Origin of the sequence: Aminobacter sp. SR38, from assembly GCF_014843375.1 — a bacterium.
Classification (GTDB): domain Bacteria; phylum Pseudomonadota; class Alphaproteobacteria; order Rhizobiales; family Rhizobiaceae; genus Aminobacter; species Aminobacter ciceronei.
This window is the reverse complement of record NZ_CP062112.1, coordinates 1,713,941-1,734,764: the sequence shown is the minus strand read 5'-3', so window position 1 is coordinate 1,734,764 and position 20,824 is coordinate 1,713,941. Positions and strand designations below refer to the sequence as shown.

The window sequence follows — 20,824 nt, the reverse complement described above, 5'->3', positions numbered from 1 at the left end:
GGCCATGAACGCGCGTTATCCGGCGATTGCATCCGACATCCTGAAGCTCTTCGCCGCGCGCGGGGCCGATGCCGTCGATGTGCCGGTATTGCAGCCAGCCGACCCGTTTCTCGACATGGCCGGCGAAGACCTGCGCCGCCGTATCTTTCTGACCGAAAGCGAGACGGGTGCCGCACTTTGCCTGCGGCCGGAATTCACAATTCCGGTCTGCCTCGACCACATTCACACCCAATCCGGTACGCCGCGCCGCTATTCCTATCTCGGCGAGGTGTTTCGCCAGCGCCGCGAGGGTGGCAACGAGTTCTTCCAGGCCGGCGTCGAGGATCTCGGCGACAAGGACATCGCTGCGGCCGATGCGCGCTCGGTGGCCGACGCGCATGCGCTGCTGTCGCTATGCCTGCCGGGGCACGACTTGACCGTCACGCTTGGCGATCAGGCGATCTTCGAGGCGGTTCTTGCAGCGCTCGGCCTGCCGCGTGGTTGGCGCATGCGTCTTGCCCGCGCCTTCGGCTCGGCCGAGCTTCTGGCTGCCGCCCTCGGCGATCTCGCAGCGCCCACCCGCATCTCGGCCCTTGCTGAGCCCGCAGCATCGCTCGTCGCCGATGCCGATCACGATGCGCTTGCCGCCCACATCGCCGCCGGCATGGAGCAGGCCGGTCTTTCGCCTTCCGCCGGCCGCACGCCCAACGATATTGCCCGCCGCCTGATCGAAAAGGCCGAACTGCGCAGCGTGCGGCTGTCGAGCGATGCCTTCGAAGCGCTCGAACGCTTCCTTGCCATCGACGTGGCGCTTGATGAGGCGCCGGCAGCGCTCAAGGAGTTCGCTGCAGGTGCCGGCCTGACTTTGGGGGCTGCGCTCGACAATTTCGCCGCCCGCGCCAAGGCGATCTCAGGTCACGGTCTCGCCACCGGCTCCGTCCGTTACGACGCCGCCTTCGGCCGTCCGCTCGATTATTACACCGGCCTGGTGTTCGAGATATCAGGTCCCGAAGCCGACCGGCCGCTGGCCGGCGGCGGCCGTTACGACCGCCTGCTGACCTTGCTCGGCGCCGGCAAGCCCATTCCCGGCGTCGGCTTCTCCGTCTGGCTCGACCGTATCGAAGCCTTGAGGGAGGCGCGCTGATGGCCATTTCGATCGCACTTCCTTCCAAGGGCCGGCTCAAGGAGCAGGCGCTCGAGGTGCTGGCCAAGGCCGGCTTCACCGTCAACTTGCCCGACGACGATCGTCGTTATCGCGCCACCATCGAAGGCCGCGCCGACATTGAAATCGCCTTCCTGTCGGCGTCGGAGATCTCGGGCGAGATCGGCCAGGGCAATGTCGACCTCGGCATCACGGGCGAGGACCTGATCCGCGAGAACCTTGCCGACTGGGAGCGCAAGGCAGCGATCACGGCGCGCCTCGGCTTCGGCCATGCCGATGTCGTCGTTGCCGTGCCCGACATGTGGCTCGACGTCGACACCATGGCCGACCTCGATGATGTCGCCGCCGATTTCCGCCAGCGCCATGGCCGCCGCCTGCGCATCGCCACCAAATACTGGCGGCTGACGCAGCAATTCTTCTCCCAGATGCACGGCATCCAGGTCTACCGCATCGTCGAGAGCCTCGGCGCCACCGAAGGTGCACCGGCCGCGGGTTCCGCCGATGTCATCGTCGACATTACCTCGACCGGCTCGACGCTGCGCGCCAACCATCTGAAGATCCTGTCGGACGGCGTCATCCTGCGTTCGCAGGCCTGCCTCGTGCAGTCGCTGAAGGCGCGCAATGCTGCCGACGAGGCGACGCTTGCCGCGTTCAATGCCGCAGTAGCGGCTGCAGTCCGCTGACGATCCGCGCCAGCTCCAGGCACTCATTGTGCCGCGGGCTGTTGCGGCGCCAGGCAAGACAGATGCGCCGCTCCGGCACCGGCTCGGCGAAGGGCACGATCTTCAGGTCGCGCTGGTCGCCCGCCGGGCCCGCCGCCATCTCCGGTATCAGAGTCACGCCGAGGCCATGCGCCACCATCTGCAGCAGTGTCGTCAGGCTGGTCGCGCCATAATTGGCCATCGCCACCGGCTTGACGCTGCCGCACACGGCCAGAGCCTGTTCGCGCAGGCAGTGCCCTTCCTCGAGCAGCATCAGCCGTTCCAGCGCCGGGCTTTCCGGCGGCACCGGCGGTGCAACGAAGTCGGGGTCGTTGGCCGGCACCGCGAGATAGAAGCGATCTGAGAAAAGCTCCCGGGTGGTGAGCCCGGCATGATCCAGTGGCAGCGCTGCCACGAAGGCGTCGATACGCCCATTGAGCGCGTCCTCGACCAGCGCCCCGGTGATCGCCTCGCGCAGTTCCAGCCGGAGATTCGGATATTCGTCCTTCAGCGCCGGCAGAACGTGCGGCAGAAGATAGGGTGCGACAGTCGGAATGATGCCGAGCCGCATCCGCCCTTCCATCGCCAGCCGGCCGCGCCGCGCCGTTGCCTCGACCTCGCGGATTTCGGTGAGAATCCTGTCGATGCGCGGCAGCAGTTCCAGCGCATCTTCGGTCATGCGCACGGCCTTGCCGCCGCGTTCGAACAGCGTGCAGCCAAGCCGTTCCTCCATCTCGGCGATCTGCGTTGACAGCGCCGGCTGGCTCACGCCGGCATATTCGGCGGCGCGGCCGAAATGCAGCGTTTGCGCCAGCGCGGCGAAATATTCCATCTGTCGGATCGTGAGGCGGATCATAATCAAAAACTATCAAACTTCTTAGAAAAGGCAATTTGGCTTTATCGGAATCGCATCCTAGACTGGAACTATTCCAATCAAGGCGGTATACAGTATTCAGTTTCCCGCCTAAAACGGTCTAGCAAGTTCTATCCAGAGGGAGGGCGCAAGCCATGACGTTATCGACGATCTTCAGGAGCGCCGGGGTGCCCGTGCCCGACCCTGCCATGGCCGCATCGGCCTGACCGCTTCTGGCCCGGCGTTGCCTCGATCGCAGGCTGCCCGAAGGCCGCAAACCAACCACGCAAAGACGTTCGGAAAGAGATCAACATGGATACCAAGACCGAGACGAGCGCGGGCAAGTGCCCTGTCGCCCACAAGCCCACCGGCACCGGCAATCGTGACTGGTGGCCGAACATGCTGGACCTCAGCGTCCTGCACCAGCACTCCGCCCTGTCCGATCCGATGGGCGAAGCCTTCGACTATGCCAAGGAATTCGAAAGCCTCGACCTCGACGCGGTGATCAAGGATCTGACCGCGTTGATGACGGATTCGCAGGACTGGTGGCCGGCCGACTTCGGCCATTACGGCCCACTCTTCATCCGCATGGCCTGGCACAGCGCCGGCACCTACCGCATCGGCGATGGCCGCGGCGGCGCTGGTGCGGGCCAGCAGCGTTTTGCTCCGCTCAACAGCTGGCCTGACAACGTCAACCTCGACAAGGCCCGCCGCCTTTTGTGGCCGATCAAGCAGAAATATGGCCGCAAGATCTCCTGGGCTGACCTGATGATCCTGACCGGCAACGTCGCGCTGGAGACGATGGGTTTCAAGACCTTCGGTTTCGCCGGCGGCCGCGCCGACGTCTGGGAGCCGGAGCAGGACATCTATTGGGGCAAGGAAGGCAAGTGGCTGGCCGACGAACGCTACAGCGGCGACCGCGAGCTCGAAGGACCGTTGGCCGCCGTGCAGATGGGTCTGATCTACGTCAATCCGGAAGGCCCGAACGGCAATCCCGATCCGCTGGCAGCGGCCCGCGACATCCGCGACACCTTCGCCCGCATGGCTATGAACGACGAGGAAACCGTCGCCCTGATCGCCGGTGGTCACACCTTCGGCAAGACCCATGGCGCCGGCGACGCCGCCAATGTCGGCGTCGAGCCTGAAGCTGCCGATCTCGAGCTGCAGGGGCTTGGCTGGCACAACAGCTTCGGCACCGGCAAGGGCGGCGACGCCATCGGTTCGGGGCTCGAAGTGACCTGGACGACGACGCCGACCAAGTGGACGAACAACTTCTTCTGGAACCTGTTCGGCTACGAATGGGAGCTGACCAAGAGCCCGGCCGGCGCGCACCAGTGGACGCCCAAGCACAATATGGGTGCCGGCACCGTGCCGGATGCGCATGACAAGTCCAAGCGCCATGCGCCGGCGATGCTGACCACCGACCTCGCGCTGCGCTTCGATCCCGAATACGAGAAGATCTCGCGTCGCTTCCTGGAAAACCCGGACCAGTTTGCCGATGCCTTCGCCCGCGCCTGGTTCAAGCTCACCCATCGCGACATGGGCCCGCTTGCCCGCTATCGCGGCCCGCTGGTGCCCAAGGAAGAGCTGATCTGGCAGGACCCGATCCCGGCTGTCGATCACGTGCTGATCGACGATGCCGATGTCACGGCCCTCAAGGCCAAGATCCTCGGTTCGGGGCTTTCAGTGTCGCAACTGGTCTCGACCGCCTGGGCTTCGGCCTCGACCTTCCGCGGTTCGGACATGCGCGGCGGCGCCAATGGCGCGCGCATCCGCCTTGCCCCGCAGAAGGACTGGGCCGTCAACCAGCCGGCGCAACTGGCCTCGGTGCTGGAGAAGCTTACGGCGATCCAGAACGAATTCAACGCGTCGCAGGCGGGCAACAAGAAGGTGTCGCTCGCCGACCTGATCGTGCTCGGCGGTGCCGCTGCCGTCGAGAAGGCCGCCAAGGATGCCGGCAATGACGTCAAGGTGGCCTTTACGCCGGGCCGTATGGACGCCTCGCAGGAGCAGACCGACGTCGAGTCCTTCGCCCCGCTCGAACCCACCGCCGACGGCTTCCGCAACTACACCAGCGGCCGTCAGCGCCTGAGCGCCGAGGAGAACCTCGTCGACCGTGCGCAGCTGCTGAAGCTGACGGCGCCTGAACTGACCGTTCTGGTCGGTGGCCTGCGCGTGCTTGGCGCCAATACAGGCGAGACGACCCATGGCGTCTTCACCGCCCGCCCCGGCACGTTGTCCAACGACTTCTTCGTCAACCTGCTCGACATGGGCACTGTGTGGAAGGCGACGTCGGACGCCAAGGACGTGTTCGAAGGTCGCGACCGCAACAGCGGTGAAGCCAGGTGGACGGCGACGCGCGTCGATCTGCTGTTTGGCTCGCACTCGCAGCTGCGCGCCCTGGCCGAGGTCTATGGCTCGACTGACGCCGGCGCGAAGTTCGCCCGGGACTTCGTCGCCGCATGGAACAAGGTGATGAACGCCGACCGCTTCGCATAAGAAGCCGGTCCGCTCGAACAAGGCAGGCGCGGAGCGATCCGCGCCTGTTTCATTTTGTGTTGCTCGTCTTTGCCGGAAGTTTTTGCCCCGACAAGGCTGGCTGGTGCTTGTGCATTCCGCCGCTGCTGTTTAGCTAGGCCTGATACGGGTCAACCGAAAGCGGAAAACCGAACATGCGACTTGGCGGACGACTGGCTGCGGCCATTGAAGTGCTCGACGATATCGAGAGGCGGCACAGGCCCGCCGCGGATGCACTGAAGGATTGGGGCCTGTCCCATCGCTTCGCCGGCGCCGGTGACCGCGCTGCGATCGGCAACATCGTCTATGACGCCTTGCGCCGCAAGCGCTCTGCCGGCTGGCTGGTCGGCGACGAGACCTCACGTGCGCTCGGCTTCGGCGCCCTGTTGCTCGAATGGGACCAGTCCGCCGAAGCACTCAACCAGACGCTCGACGGCGACAAGTTCGCACCCGAGCCGCTGAGTGCCAGCGAACTCGCGACGATTGCCAACCACAAGCTCAACGAGGCGCCCGACGCCGTCCGCGCCGATTGCCCCGATTGGTGCGCGCCGCTGCTCGAACGCGCCTTTGGCGCGGAGTGGGTCGCCGAGGGCGCTGCCCTTGCCGCGCGTCCGCCGCTCGACATCCGTGCCAACACGCTGAAGGCTGATCGCGACCGCGTCATCGCCGAGCTGGAAGGCACCCAGGCAGCACCAACCGCTCTTGCTCCGCATGGCGTTCGCATTCCGCCCATCGACGGCAGCGGCCGCCACCCCAATGTCCAGGCCGAACCGGCATTCCAAAAGGGTTGGTTCGAAATCCAGGACGAGGGCTCGCAGCTTGCCGCAGAACTGGCAGGCGCCTTGCCCGGCATGCAAGTTCTCGATTATTGCGCCGGTGCCGGTGGCAAGACGCTGGCGCTGTCGGCGGCGATGGAAAACCGCGGCCAGATATTCGCCCATGATTCCGAGAAGTCGCGGCTCGCGCCGATGTTCGACCGGCTGCGTCGCTCCGACAACCGCAATGTCCAGGTGGTGTCCAAGCCGTCCGAACTCTCGGCCCTGACCGGCCACATGGACCTCGTGCTGATCGACGCGCCTTGCACCGGGAGCGGCACCTGGCGCCGCCGGCCCGACGCCAAGTGGCGACTGACACAGCGCCAGCTTGACGTGCGCAAGGCCGAGCAGTCGGCTATTCTCGACACCGCCAGCGCCTATGTGAAGCCGGGCGGGCTCGTCGTCTACATCACCTGTTCGGTCTTCGACGAAGAGAATGCCGACCAGGTCGCAGCGTTCATCGAACGCAACGAACGCTTCAAAACCGTCGACCACCAGGCCCTCTGGTCGCAGCATTTTCCTGGTCGCAGCGATGCCGTACGCTTCGGGGAACAGGGCCTGTCGTTGACCCCGGCCCGCAGCGGCACCGACGGCTTCTATTTCGCCGCGATGCGTCGCGCCTGATCTCGGGTAGCACAGGTCGTTCTGCGCTGTGGCGGAGCGAAATGTGCAACCAGATCCGGCCTTTGGCGTTCTGCGCCTCGGGTGCGCAGTGCAGGAGGTCGCATGAACAGATACGTCGCCTTGCTCGGTTTCATCGTCGTCGTCTTCGGCGGCGGCTTGCTCATCGGCTATCTGACGCTGCCGGGCGAATGGTATGCCGGGCTCGCCAAGCCGTTCTTCAATCCGCCAAACTGGATTTTCGGCCCGGTTTGGTCGGTGCTGTATGTCCTGATTGCGCTCGCCGGCTGGCGCGTCTGGTCCAGCGATCCTCATGGCGCTGCGATGCGCCTGTGGGTTGCTCAATTGGTGCTCAATTTCCTGTGGTCGCCGACCTTCTTCGGACTGCAGCAGATGGGCCTGGCCCTGCTGGTCATCCTGGCCTTGCTTGCCGCCATCCTCGGCTTCATGGCGACTACGGCGAAATCGGACCGTGTCGCTGCCTGGCTGTTTGCGCCTTATGCCGTCTGGGTCGCTTTCGCCACCTTGCTCAACGCGTCGCTGTGGTGGCTCAACTGATTGCCTTTTGCACTGCAGCATTTCCGATTGCCAGCTTTTGCCGGCTTTGCGATAAGCGAAGCCAAGAGGACATCCAATATGGCAGCCAAGATCGTACCCGCGGCCGACTATGACGAGCGCGTCAGGTCGTCCTTCGCGCGCCAGAGCGCGATGCGCACCATCGGCGCCGAACTGACGCTGGTCACTCCAGGCATCGTCGAGATCGAGATGCCTTATTCCGGAGAGCTGACCCAGCAGCATGGCTTCCTGCATGCCGGCGTTATTTCCACCGCTCTCGATTCCGCCTGCGGATACGCGGCCTTTTCGCTGATGCCCGAGAATTCGAGCGTGCTGACCATCGAGTTCAAGGTCAATCTGCTGGCACCCGGCAAGGGCGAGCGCTTCCTGTTCCGCGGCTCCGTCACCAAGCCGGGCCGCACCATCGTCGTCGCCGACGGTCAGGCCTATGCCATATCAGCCGACGGCGAGGCCAAGCTGATCGCCACCATGACCGGAACGATGATGGCCGTTGCCGGCCGCGACGGCATCGAGGGCTGAAACCGTGCCTGTTGCCCAATTCTCCGGCCGCAACGTCCTGTTCGTCATGGCCGTCGATGCCGAATATGGCCCGCATTTGCGCACGCTGTTCGAACCGCTGATGACCGGCGTCGGTCCGGTTGAATCAGGCATCGTTGTCGGCGCCGAATTGTCTCGGCTCGCTGCCTGCAACGGCCTGCCCGATCTCGTCGTCTGCCTTGGTTCGGCCGGCAGCCGCAAGCTGGAGCAGACCGAGGTCTACCAGGCGGTGTCGGTTGCCTATCGTGACATGGATGCCTCGGCGCTCGGCTTCGAAAAGGGCGCCACACCTTTCCTCGATCTGCCGGCCACCCTGGCCTTGCCGCTGCGCATTCCCGGTGTCCGGGAGGCGACCCTATCCACCGGTGGCACCATCATTTCGGGCAGCGCCTATGATGCGATCCCGGAGGACATGGTCGACATGGAGACCTTTGCCGTGCTGCGCGCCTGCCAGATGTTCGGCGTGCCGCTCATCGGCCTGCGCGGCATCTCCGACGGTGCCGCCGACATCAGCCATGTCGACGACTGGACCGAATATCTCCACGTCGTCGACGAGAAGCTGGCGCATGCCGTCAACCTGCTCGGCCGCGCCATTTCGAGCGGCGAGTTGAGACCTTAGGCAGCGCGCGGCAGGCCCTTGGCGTTGCCGAACAGGACACCCGCAAGCCGCACTTTGACGTCGCGGTCCCTGTTCACGTAAGTGATTTCACCGGCCTCGTGGTCGAGCGCCCAGCGGCCGGTCACCCCATTGTCCCAGTCGACGACATAGCCGCCCTCGGCGAGCGCCCATGTTCCCGTGCGTGTCTCGCCGTCGTCGAGCAGCATGTGCGCCACATCGCCGGTTTCGAAATAGACATAGGCCTCCTTGCCGTTGCGGTCGAGCACATGGGTCGTGCCTGAAATCAGCACCTTCAGGGCGGCCTGATCGAGAATTGCCATCGTCGTTTCCTCTTGCTATCCAGTTGGTCAAGGTTCTTGACGATATGCGCGATTGGAAAAATGGTCAAGCAGCTTGACGAAAACGCGGAAAGACCACTGCCAGATCATGTCGGCTGGCGCCTGTGGCAGGCGAGCCGCGCCTGGCAGGCCGAGTTCGCCGAGGCGATGCGCGCGGCCGGCCATGGCTGGTTCAGCGAAAGCCGCGCCGGCCTGCTCGGCCACATCGCGCGCCGCGGCACCAGGCAGGCAGCGCTCATCGAACGCGCTGGCATCTCCAAGCAGGCGGTGCAGCAACTGCTCGACGGGCTGGAGGCGGAGGGCGTCATCGAGCGCGCGCCCGATCTTGAGGACAAGCGCGGCAAGCTGGTTCTCTACACCGCAAAAGGCCTTGCCGCGCTCGACGACGGCGACGCCATCAAGCTCGACATCGAAAAGCGTTACCGGCAGCATCTGGGTGAGGGCGGCTTCGATGCCTTGATGGCAGCGTTGCGCGCCCTCGCTGAACCGCAAGCCCGATGATAGGCTCGGCGGGCTGGGCCGGGCATTGCACAGCGCACTTGTCACCCATGCAATCGAGCCCATTGCACAGACGTGATTCTTTCTTTAAACGCCCGCCATGAAGAACTCCGAGCACCCCGAAACCGTCCTCATCATCGACTTCGGCAGCCAGGTGACGCAGCTCATTGCGCGTCGCGTGCGAGAGGCCGGGGTCTATTCCGAGATCGTGCCCTTCCAGTCGGCCGCAGAAGCCTTCAAGCGGATCAACCCCAAGGCGGTGATCCTCTCGGGCAGCCCGCATTCCACCGTCGACATCGGCAGCCCGCGCGCCCCTGAAGCCGTCTTTTCGGCCGGCATCCCGGTGCTCGGCATCTGCTATGGCGAGCAGACCATGTGCGCCCAGCTCGGCGGCAAGGTCGAGGCAGGCCATCACCGCGAATTCGGCCGCGCCTTTCTTGAGATCCAGGACGACAGCCCGCTGTTCGAGGGCGTCTGGGCCAAGGGCACCCGCCATCAGGTGTGGATGAGCCACGGCGACCGCGTCACCGAGATCCCCGAGGGCTTCCGCGTCATCGGCACCTCGAATGGCGCGCCATTCGCCGCCATCGCCGATGAGAGCCGCAACTTCTATGCCGTCCAGTTCCACCCCGAGGTCGTGCACACGCCCGACGGCGCCAAGCTGCTGCGCAACTTCGTTCACAACATCGCGGGCATCGAGAGCGACTGGACCATGCACGCCTATCGCGCGCATGCCGTCGAGGCGATCCGCCAGCAGGTCGGCGACAAGAAGGTCATCTGCGCCCTTTCGGGCGGCGTCGACTCCTCGGTCGCGGCACTCTTGATCCACGAGGCCGTCGGCGACCAGCTCACCTGCATCCTCGTCGACCACGGCCTGATGCGCAAGAACGAGGCGGCCGACGTCGTCGCCATGTTCCGCGAGCACTACAACCTGCCGCTGATCCTCGTCGACGCCTCCGACCGCTTCATCTCGGCGCTCGAAGGCGAGTCCGATCCGGAAAAGAAGCGCAAGACCATCGGCCGCCTGTTCATCGAAGTGTTCGAGGAAGAGGCCAAGAAGCTCGGCGGCGCCGACTTCCTCGCCCAAGGCACGCTTTACCCCGACGTCATCGAGAGCGTCTCCTTCACCGGCGGTCCCTCGGTGACCATCAAGTCGCACCACAATGTCGGTGGCCTGCCCGAGCGCATGAACATGAAGCTGGTCGAGCCGCTGCGCGAGCTGTTCAAGGACGAGGTCCGCGTGCTTGGCAAGGAACTCGGCCTGCCGGACAGCTTCATCGGGCGCCATCCGTTCCCCGGACCGGGCCTCGCCATCCGCTGCCCGGGCGGCATCAGCCGCGAGAAGCTCGAAATCCTGCGCGAAGCCGATGCGATCTACCTTGACGAGATCCGCAAGGCCGGCCTCTACGACGCGATCTGGCAGGCCTTTGCCGTGCTTTTGCCGGTCCAGACCGTCGGCGTCATGGGCGACGGTCGTACCTACGAGTTCGTCTGCGCGCTCCGCGCGGTGACCTCGGTCGACGGCATGACCGCCGACTTCTACCATTACGACATGAACTTCCTCGGCCAGGCCGCCACCCGCATCATCAACGAGGTCCGCGGCATCAACCGTGTCGTTTACGACGTCACCTCGAAGCCGCCCGGCACGATCGAGTGGGAGTGATTCAGGCCCATCCTGACGTATCCGAAAAAAACGCCATTCTACGATCTAACCAATTGAAATAAAAAATACTTTCTGTTGCTGCCTGCCGAGAACTATCGGCAGGCAGCAGACGGACTTGTCGTGCGTTCTGACGGACCTTCCCTCTTCATCGCGCTGAAGACACTGCGCCGGCAACTCCCGTTATGTGCTGCCGTCACGCTACGATGCTGACGCACCCATGTCCCGGGCCACCTTTAATCGGGTTACGTACCTGGTCGTCGAGCAGGCGAAGAAGGACGGTCTGCCCCTTGAGCCTTTCACCGTGCACGATCTGAGGCGGACTGGTTCGACGCTGCTCAATGAACTGGGTTTCAACAGCGACTGGATTGAAAAATGCCTCGCGCATGAGGACGGTCGTTCGTCACGAGGTCAGCCGTCGGGCGAGATCTCTGCTGGCCTGAACAGGCCGAGCTTGTCGAGCGGGCTCGTGACCGTGCGCACCGTCCGGGTCGCGACCTTGGTGTAGAGGGCGGTGCTGTTCAGCTTGGCATGCCCGAGCAGGACCTGGATGATCCGGATGTCGACGCCGTCTTCCAGCAGGTGAGTGGCGAAGCTGTGACGCAGCGTGTGCGGCCCGACCCGCTTGGTAATGTCGGCGGCCTGCGCCGCCTCGACGACGATGCGGTAGAGCTGCCGCGTGCTGATCGGCTTCATTGCGTGTTGGCCTGGGAACAGCCAGCCGTCACGGTGGCGTTGAGCAGCCCTGCCGGACAGCTGAAGTGCCGCGACCGTTTCCGTGAAGCGGGCGACCACGCGTGTTGATATGCCTCGTCAGAGCATCCGCTGAAGAACGTCCCGCGGTCTGAGTTGCGCAGATGATGCTTCAGCGCGACGCAGGCAGGCCGCAGATAGGCGCTGTGAAGCGCCTGCAAACCCCGTAAACCTTGGGCCGGTCGTCAACTGAACTCCCAATTCCGGTGCGGTCACCTTTGTGTTTGAACGCGGAGAAGTCGGCTGTTCGGACGGATACGCGATTTCGGTCGAGCCGGTCTGCTAAAACCTCGTCGGCCGTTTCAAATTCCGCCGGATGACAGCGTACCACCAAGTCGAGGTCAGCAGCCCTGAGTAGTTGATGCCATGCGCGGAACGCGCTGAGATAGATCTCGTGGGGCTCGCACGGCGGGTCATCTTAGCAGGACCCGTGGAACAGACGAAAGCTCAGCTGGAACGCATCAGCGCCATAGGAACAAAACTCTGGCAAGGATGACCGAGGGTTCGGCGGCCTGAACACAGAGGGACAGCAGTTTTGCAAGATGATGCGGTGCTGTGCGCAGGGGGAGGTCCGGCAGGATAGCGAACCTCCCGATCCTGCTAGTTGATCGTGACCGCCATCACGCCTGGGCGAGCAACATTCTCCCGAGCCAAGACAAGCAGGATCACCAGGAAGACCGCTTCGACCACAGCGAAGGCCATGAAGGCTTCAGAAAACGAGCCGCCCGAAGCCCTGATTACCAGGCCCATCATCCACGGAGAAACGAAACTCGCCGCCACGCCGAGGACTTCCGCATAGCCAACTGCGACGGTCGCCAGTTCGTCGGCGTATTTCTCGGTGAGCAGGGCGAAGATGGCGCCGCCACCAAGTACCGCGATGCCGCTCAGGCCAGCAAGGACCAGCAGCCAGCCAAACGGCATCGGATAGATTGCCGCAGCGGTGAAGGCGAAGGCGATCATCAGCGCCATTGCAGTGCCTAACTTGATCATGAAGGCCTTGCCTACGCGGTCGGCCGCGTAGCCGCCGACGACCAGGAACAACACCTGCGACAGACCCATCAGCGTGCCGACAACAGCCGCGCTTTCGACCGGCATGTTCTGCACTGCGATGAAGGCCGGTACGACCCAGGTCGCCGTTCCGGCAATGGCGAAAGTGCAGGCCGCGATGCCCAGACCCCCAACGATGATCCACTTCGAGCGGAAGATGACGCTGATCGGGATCGATGCACCACGCGGCAGCGGCGGCTCCCAGGCAAAGCCGTTGATACCTATCTCGGCCGGCCCATTGCGGGCGAAGAGGCAGTTGATGAGAGCGACGATCAACGTCCCGCCGGCCAGAACAGCGAAGAATGTACGCCAGCCAAAGGCCATGGTCAGCGGAATTCCAAGCGCGAAATCAAGCGTGATCGCCAGGCTGTATGCCGCCAGGATGAGGCCGATGATGCTGCCGCGCCGAGACTGCGGAAACCAGCCGATGACCAGCTTCATGTTGCCGAGAAAGATCGCCGCGTCGAAGAAACCAATCAAGAGACGCAACGCGACCAGCTGACCATAACTCTGCACATAGATCTGCAGGACCATGCCCAGGCCGGTGCCTGCAAGTCCGATCAAAAGCATCATGCGCGCCGTCATGTGCCGGCTGAAATGCGACCACACGACCATGCCGATGCCGTAGGTCAGCGCGAAGATACCCTGCGCGAAGCCGGCCTGAGCCGGGTCGAGTTGCAGGGTTTCGGAGATGAATGGAATGACTGCTGCAAAGGCATACCAATCCGCCGCAAGAAAGACCTCGCACACCAAGGCGAGTGCAAGCATGCCGATTTGCCATCGCCGGATGCGCGACCGGTCGTTTTCGGTAATTGTGTCCCAGTTCATCGTCCGTCCCCCGTTGGAAAACCTGGTTTTTGCGTGAGTGTGGTCGCCTATTTTTGCAGCTTCGTTTGAGCTGCGGCCCACTTTCCGCGGGTATTCCGCCTGCGGCGACTGACACAGGCGGAAGGATGTGTCGCCGTCAGCTCTGCGGCGGCAGGAAATTGACCTCGTGTTCGGCTGCGATACGCACGACTTCAGCCGGATCGCCGACATTGTGGATGCGGTCGAACAGTCCGCGCAGGACCCGCGTCGGCGAGACCCAGAACAGGCAGCGCACAGTGCCGGAAGACTTGTTGAAGATGCCGTGCGGCTCTCCCATCGGCATGCGGATCAGGTCGCCTGCGGTTGCATTCACTTCTTTGCCGTCGAGCCAGAGGTCGAGGCGGCCCTCGAAGACCGAGACAAACTCGTCCTGGGTCGGGTGCGTGTGAGGCGGAACGAAGGTGCCGGGGGGCAAGATCGCGTGCCACGCCATGGAGGCATCCGATTGTTGCTTCAGAGTGTATGTCTGGCCAAGAATACTCCAGACGGTTCCGTCATAGGCTTCGTCGCTTTTTGTCACGCCGGCCTGCATTACAATCATGATGTGGTTGTCCTTGTGAGTTGGTGTTCGTCGTTAAGGATGCCGTCAGGCGGCGAGAAAATCGCGGAGCAGGGTGGTCGCCTGGGGCGCTTCCTCGAACAGGAGATGCCCGGCGCCTGGGACCAGCTCGAGGCGAGAAACGGGGATGCACTTCAGCCAGGCGTGTGCCTGCGCAGCCGGCCGCATTCGGTCCTCGCTGCCCCAAAGCAGCAAGGTGGGAGCAGCAATGCGATGAAGCCAGGCGCCCAGTTTCGGATTGCCTTGCGGTTCGATGGCAAGCAGGCGACCGAGCGCCGCCATCTCGCGCCCAAGCGACGCGCCGAATGTAGGGTCTTGGGTCGTTGGAAAATATCCCAGCGCGACGCGCGGGTCATGGGTCAAATAGCCGGGAAGTTCTGGCGGGCTGACGGTGGACAGGTCGGGCGCGGGGTGTTCGCGCACGACCAGACCCGCCGGTGAAATCAGTGCCAGCCGACGCAGACGGCTGCTTTGCCGAGCCGCGTACTCGGCAGCGATCCAACCTCCAAGCGAGAAGCCGGCAAGGTCGAACGCTTCAAGCCCGAGCCGGTCAAACAGATCGGCATAATGCAGCACATAGTCGTCGATTGAGGTGATGCGATCGTCGTCTGCCGAGTCGCCGAACCCTGGATGATAGGGAATAATGACTTTCGCGCCCGTAGCCAACGTGCGGGCGAATTCGAAGCCGGTAAACGTTCCTGCGCCATGCAGGAAGACCAGAGGAAAGCCCTCGCCGATACTGTGCACGATTGTGCGAATGCCGCGGATCTCGTACTCGGCGCGCTCAAAACCTTCCAAGGCCGGAAGGGGTCCGGGTTGCAGTGTCATGATCTGAAAACTCCCTGTTTATTCGGCGGCGACACAGCACGGCCGCCCGGCGAGGCCGGCAAACTGGTCGACCGCGTCGATAATGCGCTTGAGCACCATGGGATTGCTTGGAACGCCATCGGTGAAGTCGGTTTCGCTGGCATAGATCGCAGTTGGGATGGTGCAGGCTTCAAAAAACCCGAAAAGCGGTCGAAGCTGATGTTCAACGACGAGGGAGTGGCGCATGCCGCCGCCTGTCGCAGTCAGAAGCACAGGTCGGTTGATCAGCGCTGACGGGTGGACAAGGTCAAACACGTGCTTGAACATCCCGGCATAAGAACCCTTGTAGACCGGGCTGCCGACGATCAGCGCGTCGGCGTTTTCGATCGCCTCCACAATCGATCGGGCCTGATCGTTCAATCCGGCCGGTGAACAGGCGGCCAACCCTTCTCCGGCGTCCACCAAGTCGAATATCTCGACGGAAAAGCCATGGCGCTGGCGGATCTTTTCGGAAACGGCTTCGACAAGCGCACGTGTTTTCGACGGCCTCTGCGCGTTGCCGCAGAAGCCGATGACTTTGACACCGGTCATCCAGATCTCACTCCCGTATGGAACCACCAGGTATTCATCGACCTGTTCGGCGGTTCGCCAACTCCCATAAGCGCTCAGTTTCAGAACGGTAAGCTGCTTGGGCAAGCCCCCCAGTTGAGGGGGTTGCTGTCGCAACGCCCGGTTGGAACAGTGCCGGGAGAAAGCGCCTGGCACGATCGGCAAGGCGCAGACCAACAAGGGTGGAGCCTGTGAACATGTCAGTCGTCGAGTTCAAGAAAACCGGAAATCCGTCGCTGGCCGAGATGGCCGCCCATGTCGAAAACATCCTGCCGGCGATCGAGTCGGCTGCGGAAGAGAGCGAACAGCTGAACAGGCTATCCGATGCGACATACATGCTTTTGCGTGATGCCGGTCTCTTCAGCATGATGATGCCGAAGGAGGTTGGCGGAGCTGAACTTTCTCACGTCGACGCGATGCGGCTCGGCGAACGCGTGGCATGGGCGCATGGTTCTGCCGGCTGGTGCGTGATCGTGAACAACGCTGTCGGCGGTGTGATGTCGCTGTTTGTCTCGGAGAAGGGCGCCGCCGATATTTTCGCCGAGGGTCCCGATGTCATGGTTGCCGGAAACGGTGTGCCGCGAGGCTATGCGCGGCCGGTCGACGGCGGCTACATGATCCGCGGCAACTGGGCCTATGGCAGCGGCATTCATCACGCCGCCTGGATCCATTCCGGCTGTTTCGTTACCGAGGCGGACGGCAAGACCATGGTCAAGCAAGCCAATGGTCAGCCGGAAATCGTCATCACCCATCACCCGCGCGAGACCATAGAGTTGAAAGGCAATTGGGATGTGCTCGGTCTGCGCGCCACAGGCAGTTTTGATTACACGCTCAAGGATGCCGACGAGCTCTTTGTGCCCAAGCATCTGTGTTATGGCTTCAACGACGGTGGTGCCAAGCGTGGCGGCCCGCAGGGTAGTCTCGGGCTGGTGGGCTACACGGCCTGGGGTCACACGACATGGGCGCTTGGCGTCGGGCGGCGCATGCTCGACGAACTTGCCAAACTGGCTAAGGTTCGCGTCGACGCGTTTGGCAAGATGAATGAGAGCGCGACCTTCAAATATGAGTTCGCCCGGGCTGAGGCGCGCTTCCGTTCGGCACGTGCCTTTGCCTATCAGGCCTGGGCGAGCATGGCCGAAACCTTCGATGCCGGCCGCAACGCTTCTGTCGAGCAGATCGCCGATGTGAAGCTTGCGATGCGTCATGTCCATGACGTCATCTCCGATGTCGGCACCTTCGCCCACCGCGCGGCGCGCGGCGCGTCACTTCACAACGGAACCATGCAGCGTTTCTATCGCGATATCCATTCGGGTACCCAGCACATCCTGATGGCTGACGAAATCGTACAGGAATGCGGCCGCGTCTATCTCGGCGCGGTCAAAGCCGACGCAAAATGGGGAGTCTTTGGTGTGGATGGCTAGATAGTCGCGCAAACGGCTGTCTTCGCCGCCGCAGTCAGCTTGATTTTTGCCGAGGTTGCTTGAAAATCCCGCCTCGGCAGAAGCGCTCACGCACTGGCGAGCCTTTGCCACATGTTCCTGACAAGCTCGAACAATGAGCAGCAGGGCTGAGGAGGGAAAAATGATGTCGGGGACATCGGCTGGACGATCGAACTATTCGACGGGAGAGGTCGGCCATGCCGCGCTGGCCGTTGCTGAAAGCCGCTCTCTCGAAGCTCTTGGCGAGTCATGCCACCGCGAAATGGGCAAGCTGATGGGATCGCCCACGGTCGGGCTTTACCTGTTGGATGATCACAAGCCGAGCCTTGTCTACAGCAAACAGGCGCCTGAGGGCTTCATCCGGGAGTACAGCGATGAATTCGACAAATACGATCCGCTGCTCGCCTATATTTTCGAGAAAGGCCGGCCTGTCGACGGGTCGACGGTGGTCGGTACGTCTGGCTGGCAGCACTGCAACAATTTCCAGTTGTTGAGGCGCTGGGGCTTCAAGCACTGCATGGCCGGGCCGCTTCTGGTAGAGGGTCGCGTGGTTGGCGTCGTCTACACCGCCAATGGCGGTGAGAGGGGACCCTATCGCGCTGAGGCAGTCGACAGCATGGATATTCTTTGCCGGGCCGGTTCACTCGCACTCGCCACCATGGTGGAGACTGGCCGGCTCGGCGGTGCGCCGATCGGCTGGATAGCGCAGTCCAGCGTTGCGTCACGCCATGAGCGGACGATCGGCGGGGCATATGCCTTGAACCAGTTGCCGGCGCGATCGCGCGAAGTGGCGCTTTTGCTCTGCCGCGGCCAGTCCAACAAACAGATCGCGCGGGCGCTGGGGATTTCCGCATATACGGTCAAGGATCATGTCGGCAAACTTTGCCAGCGACTTCACGCCCACAACAGAACTGAATTGGTCCAGCGACTGCTGACGACGCACTAAACCCACCATCCAGACGCTAAGCAGCAATAACACCGCAAGCGTCGGCCACCTATTTGAGGATGCGGTGTCTGCAAGTGGGGTCGGCACCGGTAGCCGATGCAGATGATGCTGGCCTCCGTGGGAGGTGTTCAGACATGCGGGCGACACCGCCAGCAGCGCTCAGAAATCATCGCCCACATTTACGAAGAGCTTGCGACCTGGAATGTCCCGCAGACCGGCGCAAACCCTTTTGCGTGAGCTTCAACAGCTCACTGGTCATGGCTGAGTGGTAAGGCGCTAGCGCCCGGCCAGGTCCAGCAACCGGTTCCACCGCAGCTTAGCCGGAACCTGCGAACAACGTTGGCCACTCCCCTGCGTATCCAAGCGGATGCCAGCTGGTCGCGCGATCAATGAACTGACTTCAGCAGAAAATCGCGGAAGCACCGCGCCGCAGGCGAAAGAGAACGCGTCCGCTTCTGAATCAGGCTGACCTCGCGCTTGATGTGCGGCTCGGTCGGTGTGCGAACGACGAGGCCCATGGAGGTCGCAAGGCGCGTGACCGCCGAGGTCATAATCGCGACGCCTAAGCCGCCTTCAACCATGCCGATGATCGTCAGCGGCAACGCCACCTCTTGCATCGACTTGTCGAGTGGCAGAACGATGCCGTTGCGCGCCAGTTCGTTTTCGAGCCGGTCACGGATCGGGTTGCCGCGCTGCGGGCCGATCAGCTTGCAGTCGGCAAGGTCGGTCCAGCGCAGTTCGGGACGTTTCACCAGCGGGTCCTCGGCATGGAGCACAACCAAAAACTCATCGGTGGAGAGCCGTGTGCCGACGAGTTCCGGATCGTCTTCCGGCACCGTGCCAAGTCCAAGGTCAACCAAGCCACTGGCGACCTGCTCCAGGACGGTCTTCTCCGCGACATCGTGCAATTCGACCGTGATCTCGTTGTAGAGCTTGGTGAAGGCGTTGACGAGCTGCGGCAGCATCAGGGCGGCCTGAACCGTTCCGGCGGCCATCGTGACCTTGCCGCGACGCAGCGCATTCAGTTCCCGCGAGCTCTCCACCATGCCCTCGATATCGGCAACGGCACGGGTTGCGATCGGAAGGATGTCGATGCCCGCCTGGGTGAGGCGCAGCAGGCGGGTGTGCCGATCGAAGAGGCGAAGATTGAGATTTTGCTCCAGCTGCCGCACCAGAGTGCTGACGGCCGATTGTGACGATCCGAGCTTGTCGGCGGCCAGCGTGAACTGTCCGAGATTGGCCACGGTGACGAAGGCGCGGAGCTGTTTCAGCGTGACGTCCATGCCGATCCATTCATTCAGTTATCAGATGAATAAATATGATTGTGCCGATTGTTTGCTGATTTGGCCAGCCGCATGATCCCCCTTGTACGGCGTGCGGTGTAAAAACATGAGGCCAAGATGCCCCCCAACCGCGCCGGAGCACTATTCGCTGGGAGGATAGCGAATGTCCAAAACTGATACGACGGATCCCGTCGAGAAGAAGTACCCGATTCCAAGCCTTTTCGCTCTCGGCCTGCAACACGTTCTCGTCATGTATGCCGGTGCAGTCGCCGTCCCGCTCATCGTCGGCAGCGCGCTGCAGTTGCCCAAGGACCAGATCGCCATGCTGGTCAGCGCGGATCTGTTTTGCTGCGGCATCGTCACCCTCATCCAGGCACTTGGTTTCGGCCGCCACGTCGGCATCCGGCTGCCGATCATGATGGGCATTTCGTTTACTGCCGTTCCCTCGATCATCGCGACGGGCAACAATCCGGACCTCGGCATGCCCGGCGTCATTGGGGCGGTCATCGCCTCCGGTGTCTTCACCGTCATCGCCGCGCCTTTCTTCGGACGGTGGGTGCGGTTTTTCCCGCCGGTCGTCACCGGCACTGTCATGCTGGTCATCGGCCTTTCGTTGATGCGCGTCGGCGTGAACTGGGCCGCTGGCGGCCAGCCGATGATCCGGGGACCGGAAGGCATGATCCCGAACCCCGCCTATGGCGCACCCTTCGCGCTCGCCGTCGCAGCCATCGTGCTGCTGTCGATCCTGCTGCTCACACGGGTTCTCAAAGGCTTTCTTTCCAACCTTGCGGTGCTGATAGGCATCGGCATCGGCTTTGCCATCGCGATCGCATCCGGCAAGGTTGATTTCCATGGCGTCGCCGACGCCGGCTGGGTGCGCATCATCCACCCGCTCGCCTTCGGTTGGCCCGTTTTTGAGTTCTGGTCGATCCTTTCTCTCTGCGCGGTCATGACGGTCATGATGATCGAATCGACCGGGCAATTCCTGGCGGTCGGCGACATGGCCGGGCGCAAGATCACCCAGGCTGAGCTTACCCGCGGCCTCAGAACCGACGGCGTCGGCAACATCATCGGTGGCCTGCTCAACACTTTCACCTACACGACCTATGCGCAGAATGTCGGTCTGCTCCAGATCACCGGCGTCCTGAGCCGCTTTGTGGTCGCGACGGGCGGCGTCATCCTGGTCCTGCTCGGTTCGCTGCCGAAGGTAGCCTTTATCAGCGCCTCGATCCCGAGCTACGTCGTCGGCGGTGCCGCCATCGTCATGTTCGGCATGGTCTCGGCGACGGGTGTGAAGATCCTGTCGAGAGTGGATTTCGTCGCCAACCGCCGCAACCTCTACATCGTCGCAGTCAGCGTCGGCCTCGCCATGGTGCCGGTCGTGGCCGACAACATCTTCGCCCAACTGCCGTCAGCAGTCGAAAAATTCCTGCACAGCGGCGTGCTCGTCGGCACCTTCGCGGCAGCTCTGCTCAACATCCTCTTCAACGGCGTTCCCGCGAAAGAGCCTGAGGACAGCGAACTGCAGAACCGTACGCCGGCGGCCGACCTCGCCTGAACAGCAACAACCATTTAGTCCGGCGGCCTTCGCGCCGCCGGTGCCCGAGCCGCGTAGCCCAAGAGGCCAAGTGGCCAGAT

General features: G+C 63.1%; 20 protein-coding genes and 1 pseudogene. 13 read left to right on the top strand and 8 right to left on the bottom strand.

What is annotated here, in order from left to right; all coding sequences use genetic code 11:
• Nucleotides 1–4 precede the first annotated feature (4 nt).
• Both IG197_RS08470 and hisG read left to right on the top strand, forming a co-directional pair.
• The gene (locus IG197_RS08470; protein ID WP_067965135.1) at nucleotides 5–1,123 is read left to right on the top strand and encodes an ATP phosphoribosyltransferase regulatory subunit; all 1,119 of its coding nucleotides are present in this window, start codon (nucleotides 5–7) and stop codon (nucleotides 1,121–1,123) included.
• Nucleotides 1,123–1,824, top strand: a complete 702-nt coding sequence (gene hisG, locus IG197_RS08465; RefSeq protein WP_067965133.1) for an ATP phosphoribosyltransferase — start codon at nucleotides 1,123–1,125, stop codon at nucleotides 1,822–1,824. Before IG197_RS08470 ends, hisG begins: the two co-directional genes overlap by 1 nt.
• On the opposite strand, the gene IG197_RS08460 is transcribed toward hisG, so the two are convergent.
• Nucleotides 1,793–2,698, bottom strand: a complete 906-nt coding sequence (locus IG197_RS08460; protein WP_192318225.1) for a hydrogen peroxide-inducible genes activator — start codon at nucleotides 2,696–2,698, stop codon at nucleotides 1,793–1,795. The two genes, hisG and IG197_RS08460, sit on opposite strands and share 32 nt — an antisense overlap.
• Before the next feature lie 309 nt (nucleotides 2,699–3,007).
• Between IG197_RS08460 and katG the strand changes: the two genes are divergently transcribed.
• The 5 genes from katG to IG197_RS08435 all read left to right on the top strand — a co-directional run bounded on the left by katG (nucleotide 3,008) and on the right by IG197_RS08435 (nucleotide 8,380).
• Nucleotides 3,008–5,194: a catalase/peroxidase HPI gene (katG, locus tag IG197_RS08455; RefSeq protein ID WP_192318223.1), complete on the top strand. Its 2,187-nt coding sequence runs from the start codon at nucleotides 3,008–3,010 to the stop codon at nucleotides 5,192–5,194.
• 173 nt (nucleotides 5,195–5,367) lie between these two features.
• Nucleotides 5,368–6,651, top strand: a complete 1,284-nt coding sequence (locus IG197_RS08450) for an RsmB/NOP family class I SAM-dependent RNA methyltransferase (protein ID WP_182574761.1) — start codon at nucleotides 5,368–5,370, stop codon at nucleotides 6,649–6,651.
• A gap of 102 nt (nucleotides 6,652–6,753) precedes the next feature.
• Entirely contained in the window at nucleotides 6,754–7,206 is a 453-nt protein-coding gene (locus IG197_RS08445) for a TspO/MBR family protein (RefSeq protein ID WP_192318222.1), read from the top strand.
• Between the two features lie 78 nt (nucleotides 7,207–7,284).
• The gene (locus tag IG197_RS08440) at nucleotides 7,285–7,743 is read left to right on the top strand and encodes a PaaI family thioesterase (RefSeq protein WP_067965119.1); all 459 of its coding nucleotides are present in this window, start codon (nucleotides 7,285–7,287) and stop codon (nucleotides 7,741–7,743) included.
• A 4-nt stretch (nucleotides 7,744–7,747) separates the two neighbouring features.
• On the top strand, nucleotides 7,748–8,380 hold the full coding sequence (locus IG197_RS08435) for a 5'-methylthioadenosine/S-adenosylhomocysteine nucleosidase (protein ID WP_192318221.1): 633 nt from the start codon (nucleotides 7,748–7,750) through the stop codon (nucleotides 8,378–8,380).
• On the opposite strand, the gene IG197_RS08430 is transcribed toward IG197_RS08435, so the two are convergent.
• Nucleotides 8,377–8,700 carry a hypothetical protein gene (locus tag IG197_RS08430; RefSeq protein ID WP_067965117.1) on the bottom strand — a complete coding sequence of 108 codons (324 nt, stop codon included), beginning with the start codon at nucleotides 8,698–8,700 and terminating at the stop codon, nucleotides 8,377–8,379. The two genes, IG197_RS08435 and IG197_RS08430, sit on opposite strands and share 4 nt — an antisense overlap.
• A gap of 60 nt (nucleotides 8,701–8,760) precedes the next feature.
• Here IG197_RS08430 and IG197_RS08425 point away from each other — a divergent pair, with 60 nt between their 5' ends.
• From IG197_RS08425 to IG197_RS08415, 3 genes and pseudogenes are all read left to right on the top strand, one after another.
• Nucleotides 8,761–9,219, top strand: a complete 459-nt coding sequence (locus IG197_RS08425) for a MarR family winged helix-turn-helix transcriptional regulator (protein WP_192318219.1) — start codon at nucleotides 8,761–8,763, stop codon at nucleotides 9,217–9,219.
• 97 nt (nucleotides 9,220–9,316) lie between these two features.
• A complete protein-coding gene (gene guaA / locus IG197_RS08420; protein WP_067965113.1) occupies nucleotides 9,317–10,879 on the top strand; it encodes a glutamine-hydrolyzing GMP synthase in 1,563 nt (520 codons plus the stop codon).
• Between the two features lie 141 nt (nucleotides 10,880–11,020).
• A pseudogene (locus IG197_RS08415) lies at nucleotides 11,021–11,288 on the top strand (tyrosine-type recombinase/integrase); the annotation flags it as partial.
• Here the strand turns inward: IG197_RS08415 and IG197_RS08410 are convergent.
• The 5 genes from IG197_RS08410 to msuE all read right to left on the bottom strand — a co-directional run bounded on the left by IG197_RS08410 (nucleotide 11,288) and on the right by msuE (nucleotide 15,605).
• Entirely contained in the window at nucleotides 11,288–11,632 is a 345-nt protein-coding gene (locus IG197_RS08410; protein ID WP_371746573.1) for a tyrosine-type recombinase/integrase, read from the bottom strand. The pseudogene IG197_RS08415 and the gene IG197_RS08410 sit on opposite strands and share 1 nt — an antisense overlap.
• Before the next feature lie 597 nt (nucleotides 11,633–12,229).
• Nucleotides 12,230–13,504 (bottom strand): nitrate/nitrite transporter, encoded by a 1,275-nt coding sequence (locus IG197_RS08405; RefSeq protein ID WP_182575489.1) that lies wholly within the window; start codon nucleotides 13,502–13,504, stop codon nucleotides 12,230–12,232.
• Nucleotides 13,505–13,640: 136 nt separating this feature from the next.
• Nucleotides 13,641–14,084, bottom strand: coding sequence for a cupin domain-containing protein (locus IG197_RS08400; RefSeq protein ID WP_067964827.1), 444 nt, complete (start codon nucleotides 14,082–14,084; stop codon nucleotides 13,641–13,643).
• A 45-nt stretch (nucleotides 14,085–14,129) separates the two neighbouring features.
• Nucleotides 14,130–14,930: an alpha/beta fold hydrolase gene (locus IG197_RS08395; RefSeq protein WP_192318217.1), complete on the bottom strand. Its 801-nt coding sequence runs from the start codon at nucleotides 14,928–14,930 to the stop codon at nucleotides 14,130–14,132.
• An 18-nt stretch (nucleotides 14,931–14,948) separates the two neighbouring features.
• On the bottom strand, nucleotides 14,949–15,605 hold the full coding sequence (gene msuE, locus IG197_RS08390) for an FMN reductase (RefSeq protein ID WP_371746519.1): 657 nt from the start codon (nucleotides 15,603–15,605) through the stop codon (nucleotides 14,949–14,951).
• A 110-nt stretch (nucleotides 15,606–15,715) separates the two neighbouring features.
• Here msuE and IG197_RS08385 point away from each other — a divergent pair, with 110 nt between their 5' ends.
• Entirely contained in the window at nucleotides 15,716–16,939 is a 1,224-nt protein-coding gene (locus tag IG197_RS08385; RefSeq protein ID WP_246765339.1) for an acyl-CoA dehydrogenase family protein, read from the top strand.
• A gap of 133 nt (nucleotides 16,940–17,072) precedes the next feature.
• Nucleotides 17,073–17,903: a LuxR C-terminal-related transcriptional regulator gene (locus IG197_RS08380; RefSeq protein WP_083948663.1), complete on the top strand. Its 831-nt coding sequence runs from the start codon at nucleotides 17,073–17,075 to the stop codon at nucleotides 17,901–17,903.
• Nucleotides 17,904–18,289: 386 nt separating this feature from the next.
• Here IG197_RS08380 and IG197_RS08375 read toward each other — a convergent pair whose 3' ends face one another.
• Nucleotides 18,290–19,186, bottom strand: coding sequence for a LysR family transcriptional regulator (locus tag IG197_RS08375; RefSeq protein WP_067964818.1), 897 nt, complete (start codon nucleotides 19,184–19,186; stop codon nucleotides 18,290–18,292).
• 163 nt (nucleotides 19,187–19,349) lie between these two features.
• Between IG197_RS08375 and IG197_RS08370 the strand changes: the two genes are divergently transcribed.
• Nucleotides 19,350–20,744, top strand: coding sequence for a nucleobase:cation symporter-2 family protein (locus tag IG197_RS08370; RefSeq protein ID WP_192318214.1), 1,395 nt, complete (start codon nucleotides 19,350–19,352; stop codon nucleotides 20,742–20,744).
• The last annotated feature ends 80 nt before the right edge of the window (nucleotides 20,745–20,824 follow it).